Source organism: Flavobacterium faecale, from assembly GCF_048320115.1.
In the GTDB taxonomy this organism is placed as follows: Bacteria; Bacteroidota; Bacteroidia; order Flavobacteriales; family Flavobacteriaceae; genus Flavobacterium; species Flavobacterium faecale_A.
Map to the genome: position 1 here is coordinate 3238162 of NZ_CP182943.1, position 16072 is coordinate 3254233.

The 16072-nt window shown below is 34.2% G+C and carries 12 protein-coding genes; 7 read left to right on the top strand and 5 right to left on the bottom strand.

From position 1 onward, the window contains the following. Window positions 1-191: 191 nt before the first annotated feature. The 5 genes from ACNH59_RS13410 to ACNH59_RS13430 all read right to left on the bottom strand — a co-directional run bounded on the left by ACNH59_RS13410 (window position 192) and on the right by ACNH59_RS13430 (window position 9181). Window positions 192-2411 (bottom strand): AAA family ATPase, encoded by a 2220-nt coding sequence (locus ACNH59_RS13410; RefSeq protein ID WP_418263031.1) that lies wholly within the window; start codon window positions 2409-2411, stop codon window positions 192-194. Window positions 2412-2996: 585 nt separating this feature from the next. Further along, the gene (locus tag ACNH59_RS13415; protein ID WP_418263032.1) at window positions 2997-4397 is read right to left on the bottom strand and encodes an efflux transporter outer membrane subunit; all 1401 of its coding nucleotides are present in this window, start codon (window positions 4395-4397) and stop codon (window positions 2997-2999) included. 1 nt (window position 4398) lies between these two features. Beyond that, complete coding sequence (locus ACNH59_RS13420) at window positions 4399-7551, bottom strand: efflux RND transporter permease subunit (RefSeq protein WP_418263033.1); 3153 nt, start codon at window positions 7549-7551, stop codon at window positions 4399-4401. A 17-nt stretch (window positions 7552-7568) separates the two neighbouring features. Then, entirely contained in the window at window positions 7569-8678 is a 1110-nt protein-coding gene (locus tag ACNH59_RS13425; protein WP_418263034.1) for an efflux RND transporter periplasmic adaptor subunit, read from the bottom strand. 8 nt (window positions 8679-8686) lie between these two features. Continuing rightward, window positions 8687-9181, bottom strand: a complete 495-nt coding sequence (locus tag ACNH59_RS13430; RefSeq protein ID WP_418263035.1) for a GbsR/MarR family transcriptional regulator — start codon at window positions 9179-9181, stop codon at window positions 8687-8689. A 194-nt stretch (window positions 9182-9375) separates the two neighbouring features. Between ACNH59_RS13430 and ACNH59_RS13435 the strand changes: the two genes are divergently transcribed. The 7 genes from ACNH59_RS13435 (at window position 9376) to ACNH59_RS13465 (ending at window position 16017) form a co-directional block, all read left to right on the top strand. Beyond that, a complete protein-coding gene (locus ACNH59_RS13435) occupies window positions 9376-10617 on the top strand; it encodes an HD domain-containing protein (protein ID WP_418263036.1) in 1242 nt (413 codons plus the stop codon). 109 nt (window positions 10618-10726) lie between these two features. After that, entirely contained in the window at window positions 10727-11770 is a 1044-nt protein-coding gene (gene lpxD / locus ACNH59_RS13440) for a UDP-3-O-(3-hydroxymyristoyl)glucosamine N-acyltransferase (RefSeq protein WP_418263037.1), read from the top strand. Continuing rightward, window positions 11763-13157, top strand: a complete 1395-nt coding sequence (locus tag ACNH59_RS13445; protein ID WP_418263038.1) for a bifunctional UDP-3-O-[3-hydroxymyristoyl] N-acetylglucosamine deacetylase/3-hydroxyacyl-ACP dehydratase — start codon at window positions 11763-11765, stop codon at window positions 13155-13157. The genes lpxD and ACNH59_RS13445 overlap by 8 nt, the downstream gene beginning before the upstream one ends. 49 nt (window positions 13158-13206) lie before the next feature. Continuing rightward, window positions 13207-13995: an acyl-ACP--UDP-N-acetylglucosamine O-acyltransferase gene (gene lpxA / locus ACNH59_RS13450; protein ID WP_418263039.1), complete on the top strand. Its 789-nt coding sequence runs from the start codon at window positions 13207-13209 to the stop codon at window positions 13993-13995. A gap of 70 nt (window positions 13996-14065) precedes the next feature. Further along, window positions 14066-14632 carry an elongation factor P gene (gene efp / locus ACNH59_RS13455; RefSeq protein ID WP_418263040.1) on the top strand — a complete coding sequence of 189 codons (567 nt, stop codon included), beginning with the start codon at window positions 14066-14068 and terminating at the stop codon, window positions 14630-14632. 89 nt (window positions 14633-14721) lie between these two features. Then, complete coding sequence (locus ACNH59_RS13460) at window positions 14722-15651, top strand: UDP-3-O-(3-hydroxymyristoyl)glucosamine N-acyltransferase (RefSeq protein ID WP_418263041.1); 930 nt, start codon at window positions 14722-14724, stop codon at window positions 15649-15651. 3 nt (window positions 15652-15654) lie between these two features. Then, entirely contained in the window at window positions 15655-16017 is a 363-nt protein-coding gene (locus tag ACNH59_RS13465) for a nuclear transport factor 2 family protein (RefSeq protein ID WP_418263042.1), read from the top strand. Window positions 16018-16072: the final 55 nt, after the last annotated feature.

Consider the following 16072-nt stretch of genomic DNA (forward strand, 5'->3'; position numbering starts at 1 on the left):
AAGTGACGTGTCTGAAAGCTTTTTAGTAATCTTGGTTAATATACTTTATGAAGTTTCTTTGTATGAAGGTGTATGGGTAAAATTACCGCGTTGCAAACGCTACGATTTGTTTATCCATTTAAGTAGGTACTCGTTGCAAACGAGCACCAGATTGGAGTGACAGCGAGCTATGACTTCGTGCTATTATTTTTTTATCTTTTTATCATTTTTTTATAGTGCGCTTCATAACCTGCAATTTTAAAAAGTTCTGAAAAAGCTTCTTTGAAATCTTGATAATTAAATTCTTTAAAGTCAAATATATTTTGTCCTACGGAATGTGATTCTCGGTTAATATATCTGTAAAATGCTTGAAACCTATTACTGTTCAAAGGTCCTTGTAAAAAGAAATTATTTAAGTCTTTCTTTTCAACAAAATTAAAGAAATACTCAATTATGTTCCTCATACAATTGGCTATTAATGCGGGATGTTGCGATTCATCTTTAATTATAAACCAATATGCTTGATAATCGTTTTGTATTTCCTCGTAACTCATTGATGTAAAAGAACTTCCTTGTTCGTTTTTTGACAATCGAAAAAGTTTTTGTGTTTCTTTTCTTTCATCGTGTTTTGTTTCGGTAATTTCATAAAAGAAATACAAACTATGTGTTAAGATAAAAACTTGTTCATATTTATATTGCCATTCTACAATTTTTTCTCCTGCTGCATCTTTCTTACTTTGCTTTTTTCCGAAAAATTCATTTTTTATAAGTCTTCCTATATTGAAAATGTAAATGTGAGATAAACTTGAGATTGGGTCATCAATTACAATAATTTTCTTTTTCCCTGTTTCAGTTGCTTCTTTTTTTCCTCTGCATAATTCTATAAAATAAAGGAAACTAATAATCATTTTTTCTCCTTCACTTAATGAGCGAAAAACTTTGTCTTCATTTTCTCCTCGTACTATTTTGTATAGGTTTTCAGAATGCTTTTTGATTTCAAAATCTGTAATACCTAAATCAACCAATCCATTTTTTATATTAGCAACAGCTTCTCCAATATTAATAGTATGTTTTTGTTGTTTAGCAATAATTTCGTTTTGAGTAGTAATTTTTGTTGAAATTTCTTTTAACGTAACTACTAAAGAATCAGTTTTATTTTTTGAAGTTAATTTTTCAGTAACAATAGAACTGATTTTGTTATCATAATCCCAACGCATTATTTCCCAAAAAGTTTTTTTGATATTTCTTTTTACTGTTTCTTTTTGGTCAATATTATTATTGTGTTCAGTAATAAGCAAGTTGATTTTAGTAATAATATCGTTTAATTCATGTAATAAATCAGATGAATTATTAAGAGCAATAGAAACACTTGGCGTTCTTATTTTGTCTTCAATAAGTTTTCTATTGTTTTCAACAACTTTGATAAACTCATTATATTTAATTTCAAAGTCCTTGCTGTAATTTTCAAATTTAGGATTTGCTTCAAAATATGATTTACTTGGGATTTTTTGAATACATTCTGAATATTCTTCTAAAAAAGATTTCAATGAATTCACATCTGTTTCGTATGTAACATCAAAATAATTTTTTATGTTTTCAATTAATTCGTTTGAAATAGTTTTTTCTTGGCAAAAAGGACAAGTGGAATTTTCTTGAGTTTTTGTTTCTGGCAAAAAAAGCAAACCTGTTTTTACCCAATCTGAATTACCAAGTTCTTTGATTAATCGAGAAACAGAACTATTTTCATTACCTACAATTTGGTTGTTAAACAAACTTTCGTTTTCAACGCTTTGTGATGAAAATGTAATTTGTGACAAAGTGGTGAATTTTTGAGCATTGTCACCTGAAATTGATTGTAAATCACTTTTTAAATCGTCTATATTTTTTGCAGGCTTGGTATTTGGTTTAGTTAAGCTAATAATTTGATTGTATAAACTATCTTTGGAACCTTTGTGTCCTTCTAAACAAAATTCAAGAACTCTATCGCCTCCGCTATAATCTGTTTTAATTTTCCAAATAGAATCTTTTGCAATATTTTCTTTTTGGTTAATTGCAGTCTTTTCAATTTCAAGCTCTTTACTTTTTGTTTCTTCTTCAATTTTTAGTGTTGAAATTTCTTTTATTGCATTAGCAATATTAGTTTCCGCTTCTTTATTTTCTTTAGAAAGAGTGAAAATTCCTTTTTGGTTTTCAGGTTCAAAAAAGTTTTCTGAAATAAATTTTTGATTGTATACTATTATTTCGTGACTTTCGTCCAATGCTTCAATTGTACAGTCTTTATATTTTTCGTCACTATGTTGGTTTAAAAAATTTGATAAAGTACTTTTTCCTGTTCCGTTTAAACCATAAACAAGGTTTACCTTTTTGTCCGTTTCCAAAGCTGTTGGATTCTTGTAACTGGCAACTTTATTTATGTTTAATTTAGTAATCATTTCAAATTTTTGTTTTGTTAGCAGTGTCGGTTTTAGCATGACACACAACTTGTTTATAAATCTGTCAACATCAAACCTATCACCCCAAAATCAGGTAACTATGTCTGACAATCATAATATTTTACTTTCCCAAACATACAACTTAATCTCCAAAAATACTTACAACTATTCTTTCAGTTATTAACATTTTTCAAAGATAATTCCTTCTTTATTATGAGTGTTACAGGAAACCATAATGACGTTATTATTTATACCAATCGCCTTAGCCCCGGTAGAAGTGAAAAGCGAACGCAGGTTGAAAACCACTTTTTTCTGGTGGTGGTAGAGCGACTCCAAGAAGCTCCTGCCAGCGCCTAGAAAAAGGGTTTGAAACCAAGTTCCTTGTAACGGATGACGGGAATAGCTGCTGAGAAGTGGGGAGTGGGGAGTTAAGATGGGCTTCGACCCTTCGATATACTCAGGGCAGGCTTAGCTCAGTCTGACAACCTAAGACTATTTTAGTAATACCTAAACGAAAAAAGCCACTAGGAAAACCTAGTGACTTTTAATTAATCAACCAATTATAACCTAACTAAAGATTAACTTTTATTGCCATCCGCCACCTAAGGCTCTGTATAATTGAATAATGGCTTTGTATTGTTGGTACTTATTGTCTACCAAATTTAATTCGGCATTCAAAGCGTCATTTTTAGAAGTCAATACCTCCAGATAGTTAGCCAATCCATAGGTCAAAAGCTCATCAGAATAATTAGCGGCTTTGGTCAAAGCTTCGACCTGTTTTTCTCTAACCGAAATTTTATAGGTTTCGTTCTTATACAGTGCCATGGCATCTGAGACCTCTTTTCCTGCTGTTAAGAGCGATTGTTCAAATTGCAGATAGGCTTTTTCTTGATTGACCTTGGCGATTTCGTACCTTGTTTTGATTTGGCGTTGATTAAAAATAGGTTGGGTCAAACCTGTAATCACGCTCGCAAAAATCGAGTTGGCACTCAACCATTTTTGGATATCTATACTTTGCAAACCTCCTGTAGCGGTTACTTTCAAAGAAGGGTAAAAACTGCTTTTAGCTACATTAGTCATTTCAAAATTGGTAATCAAATTGTATTCAGCCGCAATCACATCTGGACGATTTCGGAGCAAACTACTAGAAACGCCAACTGTAATTTCAGGATTGAGTTGTGAGTTAGGAAAACTGGCTCTTTCAATTGATGTTGGTCCTTGTCCTAGTAGTGCGCAAAGTGTGTTCTCCAACAAAAGCGTGCTGTTTTTCAAATCGGCAATGATCAATTCTGTAGCATATTTTTGTGCTTCGGTTTGTTTGACACCTACTTCAGTAACCAATCCCGCTTTTTTCAGCGCTAAAATGGTTTCGATACTTTTGTCTCTGTTGGTCAAGGTGTTTTCGGCAATTTTGATTTGCTCGTCAATTGTCACCAACTGGTAATAAGTAGCTGCGATGGATGCGATTAATTGCGTTTTAATGGCTTGGTTGGCGGCTTGGGTTTGTAAAAAAGCGGCTTGGGCACCTCTTTTATTGCTTCTTATTTTTCCCCAAATATCGGCCTCCCAACTTAGACTTCCTGCCAATTGAAATTGGTCTACACTACGATCTCTCACAATAGCTCCAAACTGACTGTTTCTGGATAGTTCCTGATGCGTCCAGTCTGTAGAAACGCTTAGAGTAGGGAAGTAGCCTGCTTTGCCTTGCTTCATGGTAGCCTCGGCAGCGGTTAAATTCTGCATCGCAATTCGGATATCCAAATTATTAGATAATCCTTTTTGGATGTAAGCCTGCAAAACAGGGTCGGTGAAAATTTTGTTCCAACTGAGATTCGCCATCGAGAGAGAATCAGTAGTTGACAGTTCGCTACGATATAATTTATCAGTTTTTACTTCCGGTCGTTGGTAATCTTTGGCAACAAAACAAGATTGCAATAGGGTCGTAGTTAATACGAGGAAACCTACTTTATATATTTTATTTTTCATTTTAATTTTCTAAAGTTTTAACATCTGCTTTTGGAGACTTTGGCAGGGGTTTTATGGAAACCTTCTCTTGTAAAGTTTGGAAAACGATAAACAAAATCGGAATCACGAATACTCCCAAAACAGTACCAATTAACATTCCACCAATGGCTCCGGTTCCGATGGCTTTATTACCCACAGCTCCTGCGCCTCTCGCTAACATCAATGGCATTAATCCAAGAATAAAGGCAAAGGAAGTCATCAAAATAGGACGTAAACGAGCCACTGCACCTTGTACGGCTGCTTGTGTGATGCTCAAACCTTTTCGTCTAGCATCGGCAGCAAATTCTACAATCAAAATCGCATTCTTGGCCAAAAGTCCAATCAACATGATTAAGGTAATCTGGAGGTAAATATTGTTACTCAAGTTAAAGAAATAAGCAAAAATATAAGTTCCTGCTAAACCAATTGGTAATGAAATTAATACTGCAAATGGCAAAATATAACTCTCATATTGTGCAGCTAGTAAGAAATAAACAAAGACTAAACACAATAAGAAAATAAACAAGGTTTGACTACCCGAACTGATTTCCTCACGGGTCATTCCAGAGTATTCGTATCCGTACCCAAGAGGCAAACTCTGAGCTGCTACTTCTTCCACTGCTTTGATGGCGTCACCAGTACTGAATCCTTCATTAGGAGCTCCCACAACTTTTAATGATGTAAATAAATTAAATCGATCTATGGCTTGAGGTCCTAATACTTTCTCTAAGCTTACAAATTGTGAAATAGGAGCCATTTGTCCTTTATTATTTCTAACCAATACTTTGTTCAACGATTCAGGATCTCTTCTAAATCGTGGTTCAGACTGGTACATGACACGGTATTGTTTTCCAAATTTATTAAAATTGGATGCGTAAACACCACCATAATAGCCTTGCATGGTTCCTAAAACATCTGTAACACTTAAACCCGATTTTTTAATCGCTGCCACATTCAAATCCATTCGGTATTGAGGGAAATTCGGTGAAAAGTTGGTTGCTGCGTACTTCACTTCTGGACGACTATTTAAGTCGGCCAAAAATTTGGTTCTCACTTCATTCAGTTCTGCAATAGTACCTCCTTTTTGATCTTGTAATTGGAATTCAAAACCGTTTGAGTATCCAAAACCAGTCAAGGTAGGACGAGCAAAAAACAATACTTTTGCATCTTTAACAGTAGCAGAACGCTTGAACAATTCCTGTACAACAGCTGTTATTTCTTGATTATCACCTTTACGTTCTGACCAAGGTTTTAGTTTCAAAATAACCATTCCGTAATTACTTCCAGTTCCACTAATCAAACTTCGACCTGAAATACGCAAAACTTCTTTGACCTCAGGCATGTCTTTTACTTTATCTTCGATTTGAACCAAAATTTCTTCTGTTCGCTCTAGAGAAGTTCCTGGTGCTAAAGAAACGTCTGAAAGGATAGCTCCAGTGTCTTCACTCGGCACAAAGGCTTTTGGGGTGATATTTATTAACAAAATAAATATTCCAACAAAAATGGCAACTCCTAAGAAAGCCAGCCATTTTCGATTGATTAAAAACTCGACAGCTCTTTTGTATTTGGAAGTAGTCGTTTCAAATCCTGTATTGAAGGCAGAATAAAAACGGTCCATAAAACCTTTATGATTTTTCTCGCCATGATTTTTCAAGAAAATTGCACACAAAGCTGGAGATAAGGTCAAGGCATTAATAGCCGATAGTACAATGGCAATGGCTAATGTCAAACCAAATTGCTTGTAGAAAACTCCCGCCGAACCACTAATGAAGGAAACAGGAATAAATACCGCCGACATCACCAGAGTAATCGAAATAATCGCACTACTAATATCGCCCATGGCACTGTGTGCTGCTTTCCTAGGATCGTGTTCTCCCGCTTCCATTTTGGCATGGACGGCTTCAACGACCACAATGGCATCATCGACGACAATTCCGACGGCGAGTACTAGCGCAAATAGCGTGAGTAAGTTAATCGTAAATCCAAATAAACTCAGGAAAAAGAAAGTTCCAATAATCGCCACAGGTACAGATATCGCAGGAATCAAGGTTGATCTCCAATCTTGTAAGAAAACAAAAACTACAATAAACACCAAGATGAATGCTTCAATCAAAGTGTGTACCACCTTAGTAATTGATTCTTCCAAGAAATCATTGGCATTAATCAAAGTGGCGTATTTGACACCTTTTGGGAAATTAACGGCTGATTTTTCCAATACTTTTAGCGAGCCTTCAATTACTTCTTGCGCATTCGAACCTGCAGTTTGTGCAATTGCAATAGCTATAGATTGGTTTCCGTTAGTATAGGAATTACTAGCGTAATTAACAGCTCCCAGTTCAATTCGGGCTACATCACTTAATTTTAGCACTTCACCGTTAGGAGTAGAGCGAACGATAATATCTTCAAATTCTTGAGTGCTTTGCAAACGTCCTTTGTATTTTAAAGTATATTGAAAAGATTGATCGGCACTTTCACCTAATTGACCTGGAGCGGCTTCAATATTTTGTTCCGCTAATAGGGCCGTGATATCCGATGGAACTAAGCCATAGGCTCCCATAACATCTGGCTTAAGCCAAATACGCATCGAATAATCTCTTTGACCAAAAATAATAGCATCTCCTACACCGGGAACACGTTTAATTTTAGGCAAAAGATTGATATTCGCATAGTTTTGAAGAAAAGTAATATCGTATTCTGGATTTTCACTGTATAAAGATAAAATCAAGATATTATCACTTTGCTTTTTGGAGGTGGTTACACCGGCTTTGGTTACTTCTTGTGGCAATAACGAAGCAGCTCTTGCCACACGGTTTTGTACATTTACCGCAGCTAAATCAGGGTTTGTACCCAATTTAAAAAAGATATTAATGGATGCCGAACCATCATTATTGGAAGTAGAAGTCATGTAGGCCATGTCTTCTACACCATTGATTTGTTCTTCAAGCGGAATTACTACGGAGTTCATTACCACCTCGGCACTAGCTCCTTGGTAGTTTGCGGATACCGATACGGTAGGGGGAGCAATTTCTGGATATTGTGAAACGGGTAATGCAATTAACCCCAATATTCCTAGTATAACGATGATAATAGAAATCACCGTTGACAATACGGGTCTGTCAATAAATTTTGAAAACATGCTGTGTTTTTTAGGAGTTAGTTAACGGCTTTTTTTTCTGGATTGATGATGGTTGCGTAATTCACTAATTCAGGTTTGATTTCAGTCCCTTCTGCAACAATTCCTACTCCTTCAATCAAAATCTTATCCTTTGTATTTAATCCTTTGTCGACTACAAAAAATTGACCACCAGGGACAGCACGCACTTCTACTGGAACCGATTTCACTTTATTTTCCTTATCAGCCACTAACACGATACGTTTGTCTTGCAACTCCAAAGTAGCATTTTGAGGGATTAAAATAACATCTTCTAAATGTGTTGGAATTTGAATGGTTCCACTAACTCCTGAACGTAATAAACGATTAGCATTTGGAAAACGTGCTCTAACGTTGAAAGAACCAGTTTGCGTATTGGCTTGTCCGCTAAAAGTTTCAATTTTTCCTTTTTGCTCGTATTCAATTCCGTTACTTAGAATCAAGTTAACAGTTGGCATTTTGGCAATTTTTTGTTGAAACGTCTTTCCTTCAGCGTTCATCATAATATCCAATTGTTGTTTTTCATTCACTGAAAAATAAGCGTAAATGGTACTCACATCAGAAATTCGAGTCAAAGGTTCTGCTGTTTGACTACTCACATAACTTCCTATTCGCAATGGGAGCGTCCCTACAATTCCGTTTACCGGACTTTTGATAGAGGCATAATTGATTTTTTCAATGATACTTTGGTAAGTACTTTTGGCACTTGCTAAGTTGGCTTTGGCAGTTTCTAGTTGTACATCACTAATAATATTACGATCTACCAGTGGCTTTAATCTATTGACTTCTACTTGAGCAGCTGTCACTTTTGCTTTGGCAGCACTTGCTTCCTGATTGGCCGTTTGCGTTTCTAGTTTGAAAAGCAATTGTCCTTTACGAACTTCCTGACCTTCTTGCACATAGATTTTTTCAATATATCCATCCACTTTGGCACGTATATCTATATCCGTTGTACCTTCTAAAGTAGTAGGATATTCGGCCAATAGAGTCGTGCTGGAAGTTGCAACTTCCACCACTTTATAAGGCATTACGGGAGGGGTTTTAGGTTCTTCTTTCTTTCCACAAGCAACTAAGAGTACTAAACTTATAATGGTTAATGAAATTTTCTTCATTGGATGAATTATTTATTGTTGTTATTGTTAATTTCTATTTTTTTAAACTCGTTGATGGTTTTGGTAAATACATTGCCTACTTCTACAACATGTGCTTTATAAGCTTTGATATTTTCCAAATTGCATTTTTCTTCTGGGCAAGAAGCGGTCATTTCTCGATAATCAGTGAGTTTGTCTATAATAACCATTTCTGAATTAATCAATTTTAGATAATTAGCCAATCGATCACTTAAAGCCGCAGGTTTAAAATATTTTTTTCGGTCACCAGTAATAGTGAAATAGGATATTTTATCCATTTTAAGTAGTAAATTCAAATTAGTTGAAATAGAACTTTTACTCGCTCCCATTTTTTCTACTAATGAATCAAATGTCAATCCCGATTTACAACCATCAACGATTAGAATACCTAATATTCTGGCCGCTAGAGGCGGAATGTTGTAGAGTTTTTCAAAATGCACCCCAAACATTTCTATAATCTCTAATCTATCGTTTTCTATACTCATGTTTAGTATTTTTATTTTGCAAATTTACAACTGGTTCGGTAATTACCGAACTAAACGAACTTAAAGTTATGTTAAACATTTATAAAGGATGTTTATTAAGGATAAAAAATGATGCTTAATACAAATGATGCTATATTTCAAAGGGATTTAAAAGCTAAATTTTATATATTTGTCCACCTTAAAAAGAAGTTGTAGTGCCTAAAATCAATAAACTAAAAATATTCAATGACCCTATTTATGGGTTTATCACCATACCCAATGCGTTAATTTATGATTTAATTCAGCACCCGTACTTTCAGCGTCTTCGTCGAATAACACAAATGGGACTGTCATATTTAGTATATCCAGGGGCCAATCATACTCGTTTTCACCATGCTTTAGGCTGTATGCACTTGATGCAAAAAGCAGTAGATGTATTGCGTTTTAAAGGAGTTATGATTAATGATGATGAAGAAAATGCTTTATATATTGCAATTTTATTACACGATATAGGTCACGGTCCTTTTTCGCATACTATGGAAAAAAGTATCGTAGAGGAGGTACATCATGAAGAAATTTCACTAATGTTCATGCAACAGTTGAATGTGGAATTTGGAGGACAATTAGATTTAGCGATTAAAGTTTTCAAAGGTGAATACCACCGGAAATTCATGTTACAGTTGATTTCAAGTCAATTAGATATGGATCGAATGGATTATTTAAAGAGAGATAGTTTTTATTCGGGAGTCGCAGAAGGGAATGTAAACTCTGAGCGCTTGATTCAGATGATGAATGTGGTCGATGATGTTTTGGTTATTGAAGAAAAAGGAATCTACTCGGTTGAAAAATTTCTAATGTCCAGACGATTAATGTATTGGCAGGCCTATTTGCATAAAACCAGTTTAGCGGCCGAATTAATTTTGACCAAAGTTTTAAAACGTGCTAAGGAATTAACAACTAAAGGGATTGAGTTGCCTTGTAGCTTGCCATTATTGTTTTTTATGAAAAACAGAATCACAATGGAACATTTTGACGATAAAAACCTTGATTTATTTGCTCAATTAGATGATTTCGATATTATTAGTGCGCTAAAGGCTTGGCAGTATAACGAAGACTTTATTTTGTCATCTTTGAGCAGCATGATTATTAATAGAGATTTACTCAAAATAAAATTGTCTAATGAAAAACCTACCATTGATGATTTAGATTTTTTAAAGGAGAAATTCGCTGATCAAAATAATATTAGTTTAGGAGATACTAATTATTTTATTTTCAAAGGAAAGATAAAAAATCAAGCCTATAGCAAGGAAGCCGAACCGATTAAAATATTAAAGAAAGACCGTTCTGTGGAAGATGTTTTTGAATCACCAGATCAGCTGAATTTAAAATCATTATCGAAATCAGTAACTAAATACTATATTTGTTTCCCAAAACAACTCGAACAAATAAAGATTTAACATCAATTTTTTTATATTTTTGTCGAAATAAAAAGGGTTATCTTTTTTTTTAATACCATTAAAACTTAAACAAAAGTTAAGGGTATTGTAAAAAAATAATTTAAATAAAATGAAATTTACAGCAGAACAAATAGCGGGTATTTTAGAAGGTGAAGTAGTAGGTAATCCCAATGCTGAAGTATATCAATTAGCTAAAATTGAAGAAGGAAAAGAAGGATCTTTGACTTTTCTTTCTAATCCAAAATACAACAATTACATCTATACAACTCAAGCAACAATCACTATTGTTAACAAATCTTTCATCCCTGAAAATGAACTAAAAACAACCTTAATTAAAGTTGAAGATGCTTATTTGTCTTTTACAAAATTATTAGAATTTTACGATCAAGTAAAAAGTCATAAGGTAGGAATAGAACAACCATCTGTCATTTCAGAAGGTACTGTTTATGGCCATCATCTTTATTTGGGAAGTTTTAGCTATATTGGCACCAATGTCAGATTAGGTGATAATGTGAAAATTTATCCTAATTGTTACATCGGTGATAATGTAAAAATAGGAGACAATGTTACTATTTATGCTGGTTCCAAAATATATTCAGATACTGAAATAGGGAATCAATGTAAAATTCATTCAGGTACTATTATAGGTTCTGATGGATTTGGTTTTGCTCCCAATGCTGATGGAACCTTTAAAAAAATCCCACAAATTGGAAATGTTATCATTGAAGATGATGTTGAAATAGGCTCTTGTACTACTATTGACAGAGCTACAATGGGCTCAACAATTATTAGAAAAGGGGTTAAATTAGACAATCAGATACAAGTTGCGCATAATGTTGAAATAGGGGAGAATACCGTTATTGCAGCGCAAACAGGAATAGCAGGATCTACCAAAATAGGAAAAAATGGAATGATTGGCGGTCAAGTAGGTATCGCAGGTCATTTGACCATTGGAAACAACGTTCGTATCCAAGCACAATCGGGGGTAGGAAGAAATATCAAAGACAATGAAGTGTTACAAGGGAGCCCTACATTTGGCTATAATGATTTTAGCAAATCTTATGTACACTTCAAAAATTTGCCCAAAATAATTACTGAAATTGAAGAGTTAAAGAAACAAATATTAAACACAAAAAACGTAAACAATGGTTAAACAGAAGACCATCAAAACAGAAATTTCCCTAACTGGTGTGGGATTGCACACAGGTAAAGAAGTGAAAATGACTTTCAAACCTGCTCCAGTAAATAACGGTTTTACTTTTGTTAGAGTTGACTTAGAGGGACATCCTGTTGTTGAAGCAGATGCAAATTATGTTGTGAATACACAAAGAGGAACTAATTTGGAAAAATTAGGTGTAAAAATACAAACTCCTGAACATGTTTTAGCTGCATTAGAAGGTTGCGATTTAGACAATGTTATCATTGAATTAAACGCTTCAGAGTTGCCTATCATGGATGGATCTTCTAAATATTTTGTTGAAGCCCTTGAAAACGCTGGTATAGAAGAACAAAACGCGAAACGAAATGTCTATGTAGTCAAAGAAGTAATTTCCTTTACAGATGAAGAATCTGGAAGTGAAATCTTAGTTATGCCTAGCGATTCATATAGCGTAACTACAATGGTTGATTTTGGAACTAAAATTTTAGGCACACAAAATGCCACTCTTAAAAACTTAGAAGATTTTAAAACAGAAATCGCAAACTCTAGAACTTTTAGCTTCTTACATGAATTGGAATCATTATTAGAAAATGGTCTAATCAAAGGAGGAGACTTAAATAATGCCATTGTATATGTAGACAAAGATATTTCAGATAGTACCATGGCTAACTTAAAAGTGGCATTTGGTAAAGATACTTTGAATGTAAAACCAAACGGAATTTTAGACAATCTTACATTACACTATCCTAACGAAGCGGCTAGACATAAATTACTAGATGTTGTGGGTGATTTGGCATTAATTGGTACTAAAATTCAAGGTAAAATTATAGCCAACAAACCAGGACATTTTGTAAACACTCAGTTTGCTAAAAAAATGGCTAAAATCATCAAAATAGAACAACGTAATTTTGTTCCAACTTATGATTTACACCAAGAACCATTGATGGATATTCATAAAATCATGTCGGTTTTACCTCATAGACCTCCATTTTTGTTGATTGACAGAATCATCGAAATGTCTGAAAGTCATGTGGTAGGTATGAAAAATGTTACCATGAATGAAAACTTTTTTGTTGGACACTTTCCAGAAGCACCTGTAATGCCTGGAGTTTTAATAGTAGAAGCTATGGCTCAAACGGGAGGTATTTTAGTATTAAGTACGGTGCCAGATCCAGAAAATTATTTGACTTATTTCATGAAGATGGATAATGTTAAATTCAAACATAAAGTGTTACCAGGTGATACACTAATATTTAAATGTGACTTGATAACTCCTATTAGAAGAGGGATTTGTCACATGCAGGCCAATGCATACGCTAATGGAAAATTAGTAGCAGAAGCAGAACTAATGGCGCAAATAGCAAAAAAACCACAACATTAATTGTGTTTTTGAGTTATAGCTCTTTATAAATAAATTTAAAAAAAAGTAGATGAATCAACCATTAGCTTATGTTCATCCAGGAGCGAAAATTGCCAAAAATGTGGTTATTGAACCTTTTACAACCATTCATAATAATGTTATTATTGGTGACGGTACTTGGATAGGTTCTAATGTGACCATCATGGAAGGTGCTCGTATTGGTAAAAACTGTAACATCTTTCCAGGAGCAGTTATTTCAGCTGTACCACAAGATTTAAAATTTGGAGGAGAAGATTCTCTAGCCATTATAGGAGATAATTGTACTATTAGAGAGTGCGTGACTATCAATAGAGGTACTATTGCTTCAGGGCAAACCACTATTGGGAATAACTGTTTAATTATGGCGGCGGCGCACATAGCCCACGATTGCCATGTAGGGGATAACGCTATTATTGTTAATGGTGTACTTTTAGGAGGCCATGTTACTGTAGGTAATTATGCGGTAATTGGAGGCTTATCAGCTGTTCATCAATTTATTAGTATAGGAGATCATGCCATGATTTCAGGAGGTTCTTTATTACGTAAAGATGTGCCTCCTTATACTAAAGCGGCTAAAGAGCCTTTATCATACGTAGGTATTAACTCTGTAGGATTAAGAAGAAGGGGATTTACCACTGAAAAAATTAGAGAAATACAGGATATTTACCGAATTCTTTACCAAAAAAATTACAATACAACACAAGCAATCGGAATCATTGAAGCCGAAATGGAAGCAACTCCTGAGCGTGATGAAATTTTGGATTTTATCCGAAATTCATCAAGAGGAGTTATGAAAGGGTACACCAGTAGTACTTTGTAATAAATAAATAAGAAATAATTAAATATAAATTGCTAATAGCTAAAAGCTACTAGCCAAAAGCAAATAATAAATGGCATCTACATCAGATATTAAAAACGGACTTTGTATCAAACACAATCACGATATTTATAAAATTATCGAATTTCTTCATGTAAAACCGGGTAAAGGTCCTGCATTTGTGAGAACAAAATTGAAATCATTAACAAATGGAAAAGTATTAGACAATACTTTCTCTGCTGGACATAAAATTGATGTAGTACGTGTAGAAACGCATACTTTTCAATATTTATATCCTGAAGGAGATGATTTTCACTTTATGAATGCGGAATCTTTTGAACAAATTACTTTGAATAGAAATGTGTTAGATTCTCCAGATTTATTAAAAGAAGGTGAAAATGTAATGATCCAAATTAACACTGAAACTGATTTGCCTTTATCTGTAGATATGGCTCCATCAGTAATTTTAGAAGTGACTTACACAGAACCAGGCTTAAAAGGAAATACTGCTACCAATGCTACTAAACCAGCAACGGTTGAAACAGGAGCTTCTGTAAATGTGCCTTTGTTTATCAATGAAGGTGACAAAATTAAAATTGATACCGCTTCTGGTTCTTACATGGAGCGTGTAAAAGAGTAGTTTTTATAAGTTTCAGTTTTCATTCTCAATTGTTTTTCTAATTAGGATTGAAAGCTGAGATTGAAAACTGAAACTAAAAACGAAATTATATGAAATTTCCAAAGGGTAATACTTTACAAGAAATTGCGAATTTACTACAGTGTGAATTTGTTGGGGATGTTGATTTTCCTGTTTTAGGTATGAACGAGATTCATGTTGTGGAACCTGGAGATATTGTTTTTGTAGATCATCCTAAATACTATGACAAAGCGCTTCAATCTGCGGCCACTATAGTATTGATTAATAAAAAAGTGGACTGTCCGGAAGGAAAAGCACTTTTAATCTCTGATGATCCTTTTAGAGACTTCAATAAACTTACCAATCATTTTAAGCCTTTCCAATTTGCAAGTGTTGCGATTGCGCCTTCGGCAAAAATAGGAGCAGGGACTGTGATTCAACCCAATGTTTTTATCGGTAATCATGTAGAAATAGGAGAGAATTGTTTGATACATTCTAATGTTTCAATATACGATCATACCATCATTGGTGACAATGTTATCATTCATGCAGGAACAATTCTTGGAGCAGATGCATTTTATTACAAAAAGAGAGAAGCGGGATTTGACCAATTAATTTCTGGTGGGAGAGTTGTAATTCAAAACAACGTAGGTATCGGTGCACTTTGCACTATTGATAAAGGAGTAACTGGAGATACTACCATAGGAGAAGGGACTAAAATAGACAATCAAGTCCATGTAGGTCACGATACTATTATTGGTAAAAAATGTTTGATCGCTTCACAAACCGGAATTGCAGGTTGCGTAGTTATTGAAGACGAAGTAACTCTTTGGGGGCAAGTAGGAACTACTAGTGGAATCACAATTGGTACCAAAGCCGTAATAATGGGACAAACAGGTGTAACAAAATCTGTTGAAGGTGGAAAGTCCTATTTTGGAACCCCTATACAAGAGTCGAGAGAACAGCTTAAACAACTTGCTAATCTTAAAAAAATCCCTGAAATTTTAACCAAATTACAATAGTATATGACTGCAAAAGAATTAGTTGTTGATTTTTACAAATCAGACGCTTTAATCAATTGTGATATTATGAAGGAATTTATACATCCCGATATTACTTTTGATTGGAATAATAGCAATGGTTTTTCACAAATGGATTATGATGCAATACTGCGTTATACTGAAGAATTAAGTAAAACCTATATTCGCTCCAAAGTAAAAATAAGCCATATAGTTACTCAAGACAACCTAGTATCAGTTCGTTACACACATGGTGTCAAAATCATCGAAAACCCAAGAGAAGAAATCTTACTAGGATATTTCATGGTTATTTGGGAGATTAAGGACAGTAAATTATTTCGCGGGTTTCAAATCAGTCAAAAAGCTTAAATTTTGTGTCAAAAAATCGGATTTTCGACACAGATTACTGCTTACTATTTTATAT

Coding starts and splice junctions, on each gene's coding strand:
- ACNH59_RS13410 (WP_418263031.1), bottom strand. CDS start 2,411: ATGATTACTAAATTAAACATAAATAAAGTTGCCAGTTACAAGAATCCA.
- ACNH59_RS13415 (WP_418263032.1), bottom strand. CDS start 4,397: ATGAAAAATAAAATATATAAAGTAGGTTTCCTCGTATTAACTACGACC.
- ACNH59_RS13420 (WP_418263033.1), bottom strand. CDS start 7,551: ATGTTTTCAAAATTTATTGACAGACCCGTATTGTCAACGGTGATTTCT.
- ACNH59_RS13425 (WP_418263034.1), bottom strand. CDS start 8,678: ATGAAGAAAATTTCATTAACCATTATAAGTTTAGTACTCTTAGTTGCT.
- ACNH59_RS13430 (WP_418263035.1), bottom strand. CDS start 9,181: ATGAGTATAGAAAACGATAGATTAGAGATTATAGAAATGTTTGGGGTG.
- lpxD (WP_418263037.1), top strand. CDS start 10,727: ATGAAATTTACAGCAGAACAAATAGCGGGTATTTTAGAAGGTGAAGTA.
- ACNH59_RS13445 (WP_418263038.1), top strand. CDS start 11,763: ATGGTTAAACAGAAGACCATCAAAACAGAAATTTCCCTAACTGGTGTG.
- lpxA (WP_418263039.1), top strand. CDS start 13,207: ATGAATCAACCATTAGCTTATGTTCATCCAGGAGCGAAAATTGCCAAA.
- efp (WP_418263040.1), top strand. CDS start 14,066: ATGGCATCTACATCAGATATTAAAAACGGACTTTGTATCAAACACAAT.
- ACNH59_RS13460 (WP_418263041.1), top strand. CDS start 14,722: ATGAAATTTCCAAAGGGTAATACTTTACAAGAAATTGCGAATTTACTA.
- ACNH59_RS13465 (WP_418263042.1), top strand. CDS start 15,655: ATGACTGCAAAAGAATTAGTTGTTGATTTTTACAAATCAGACGCTTTA.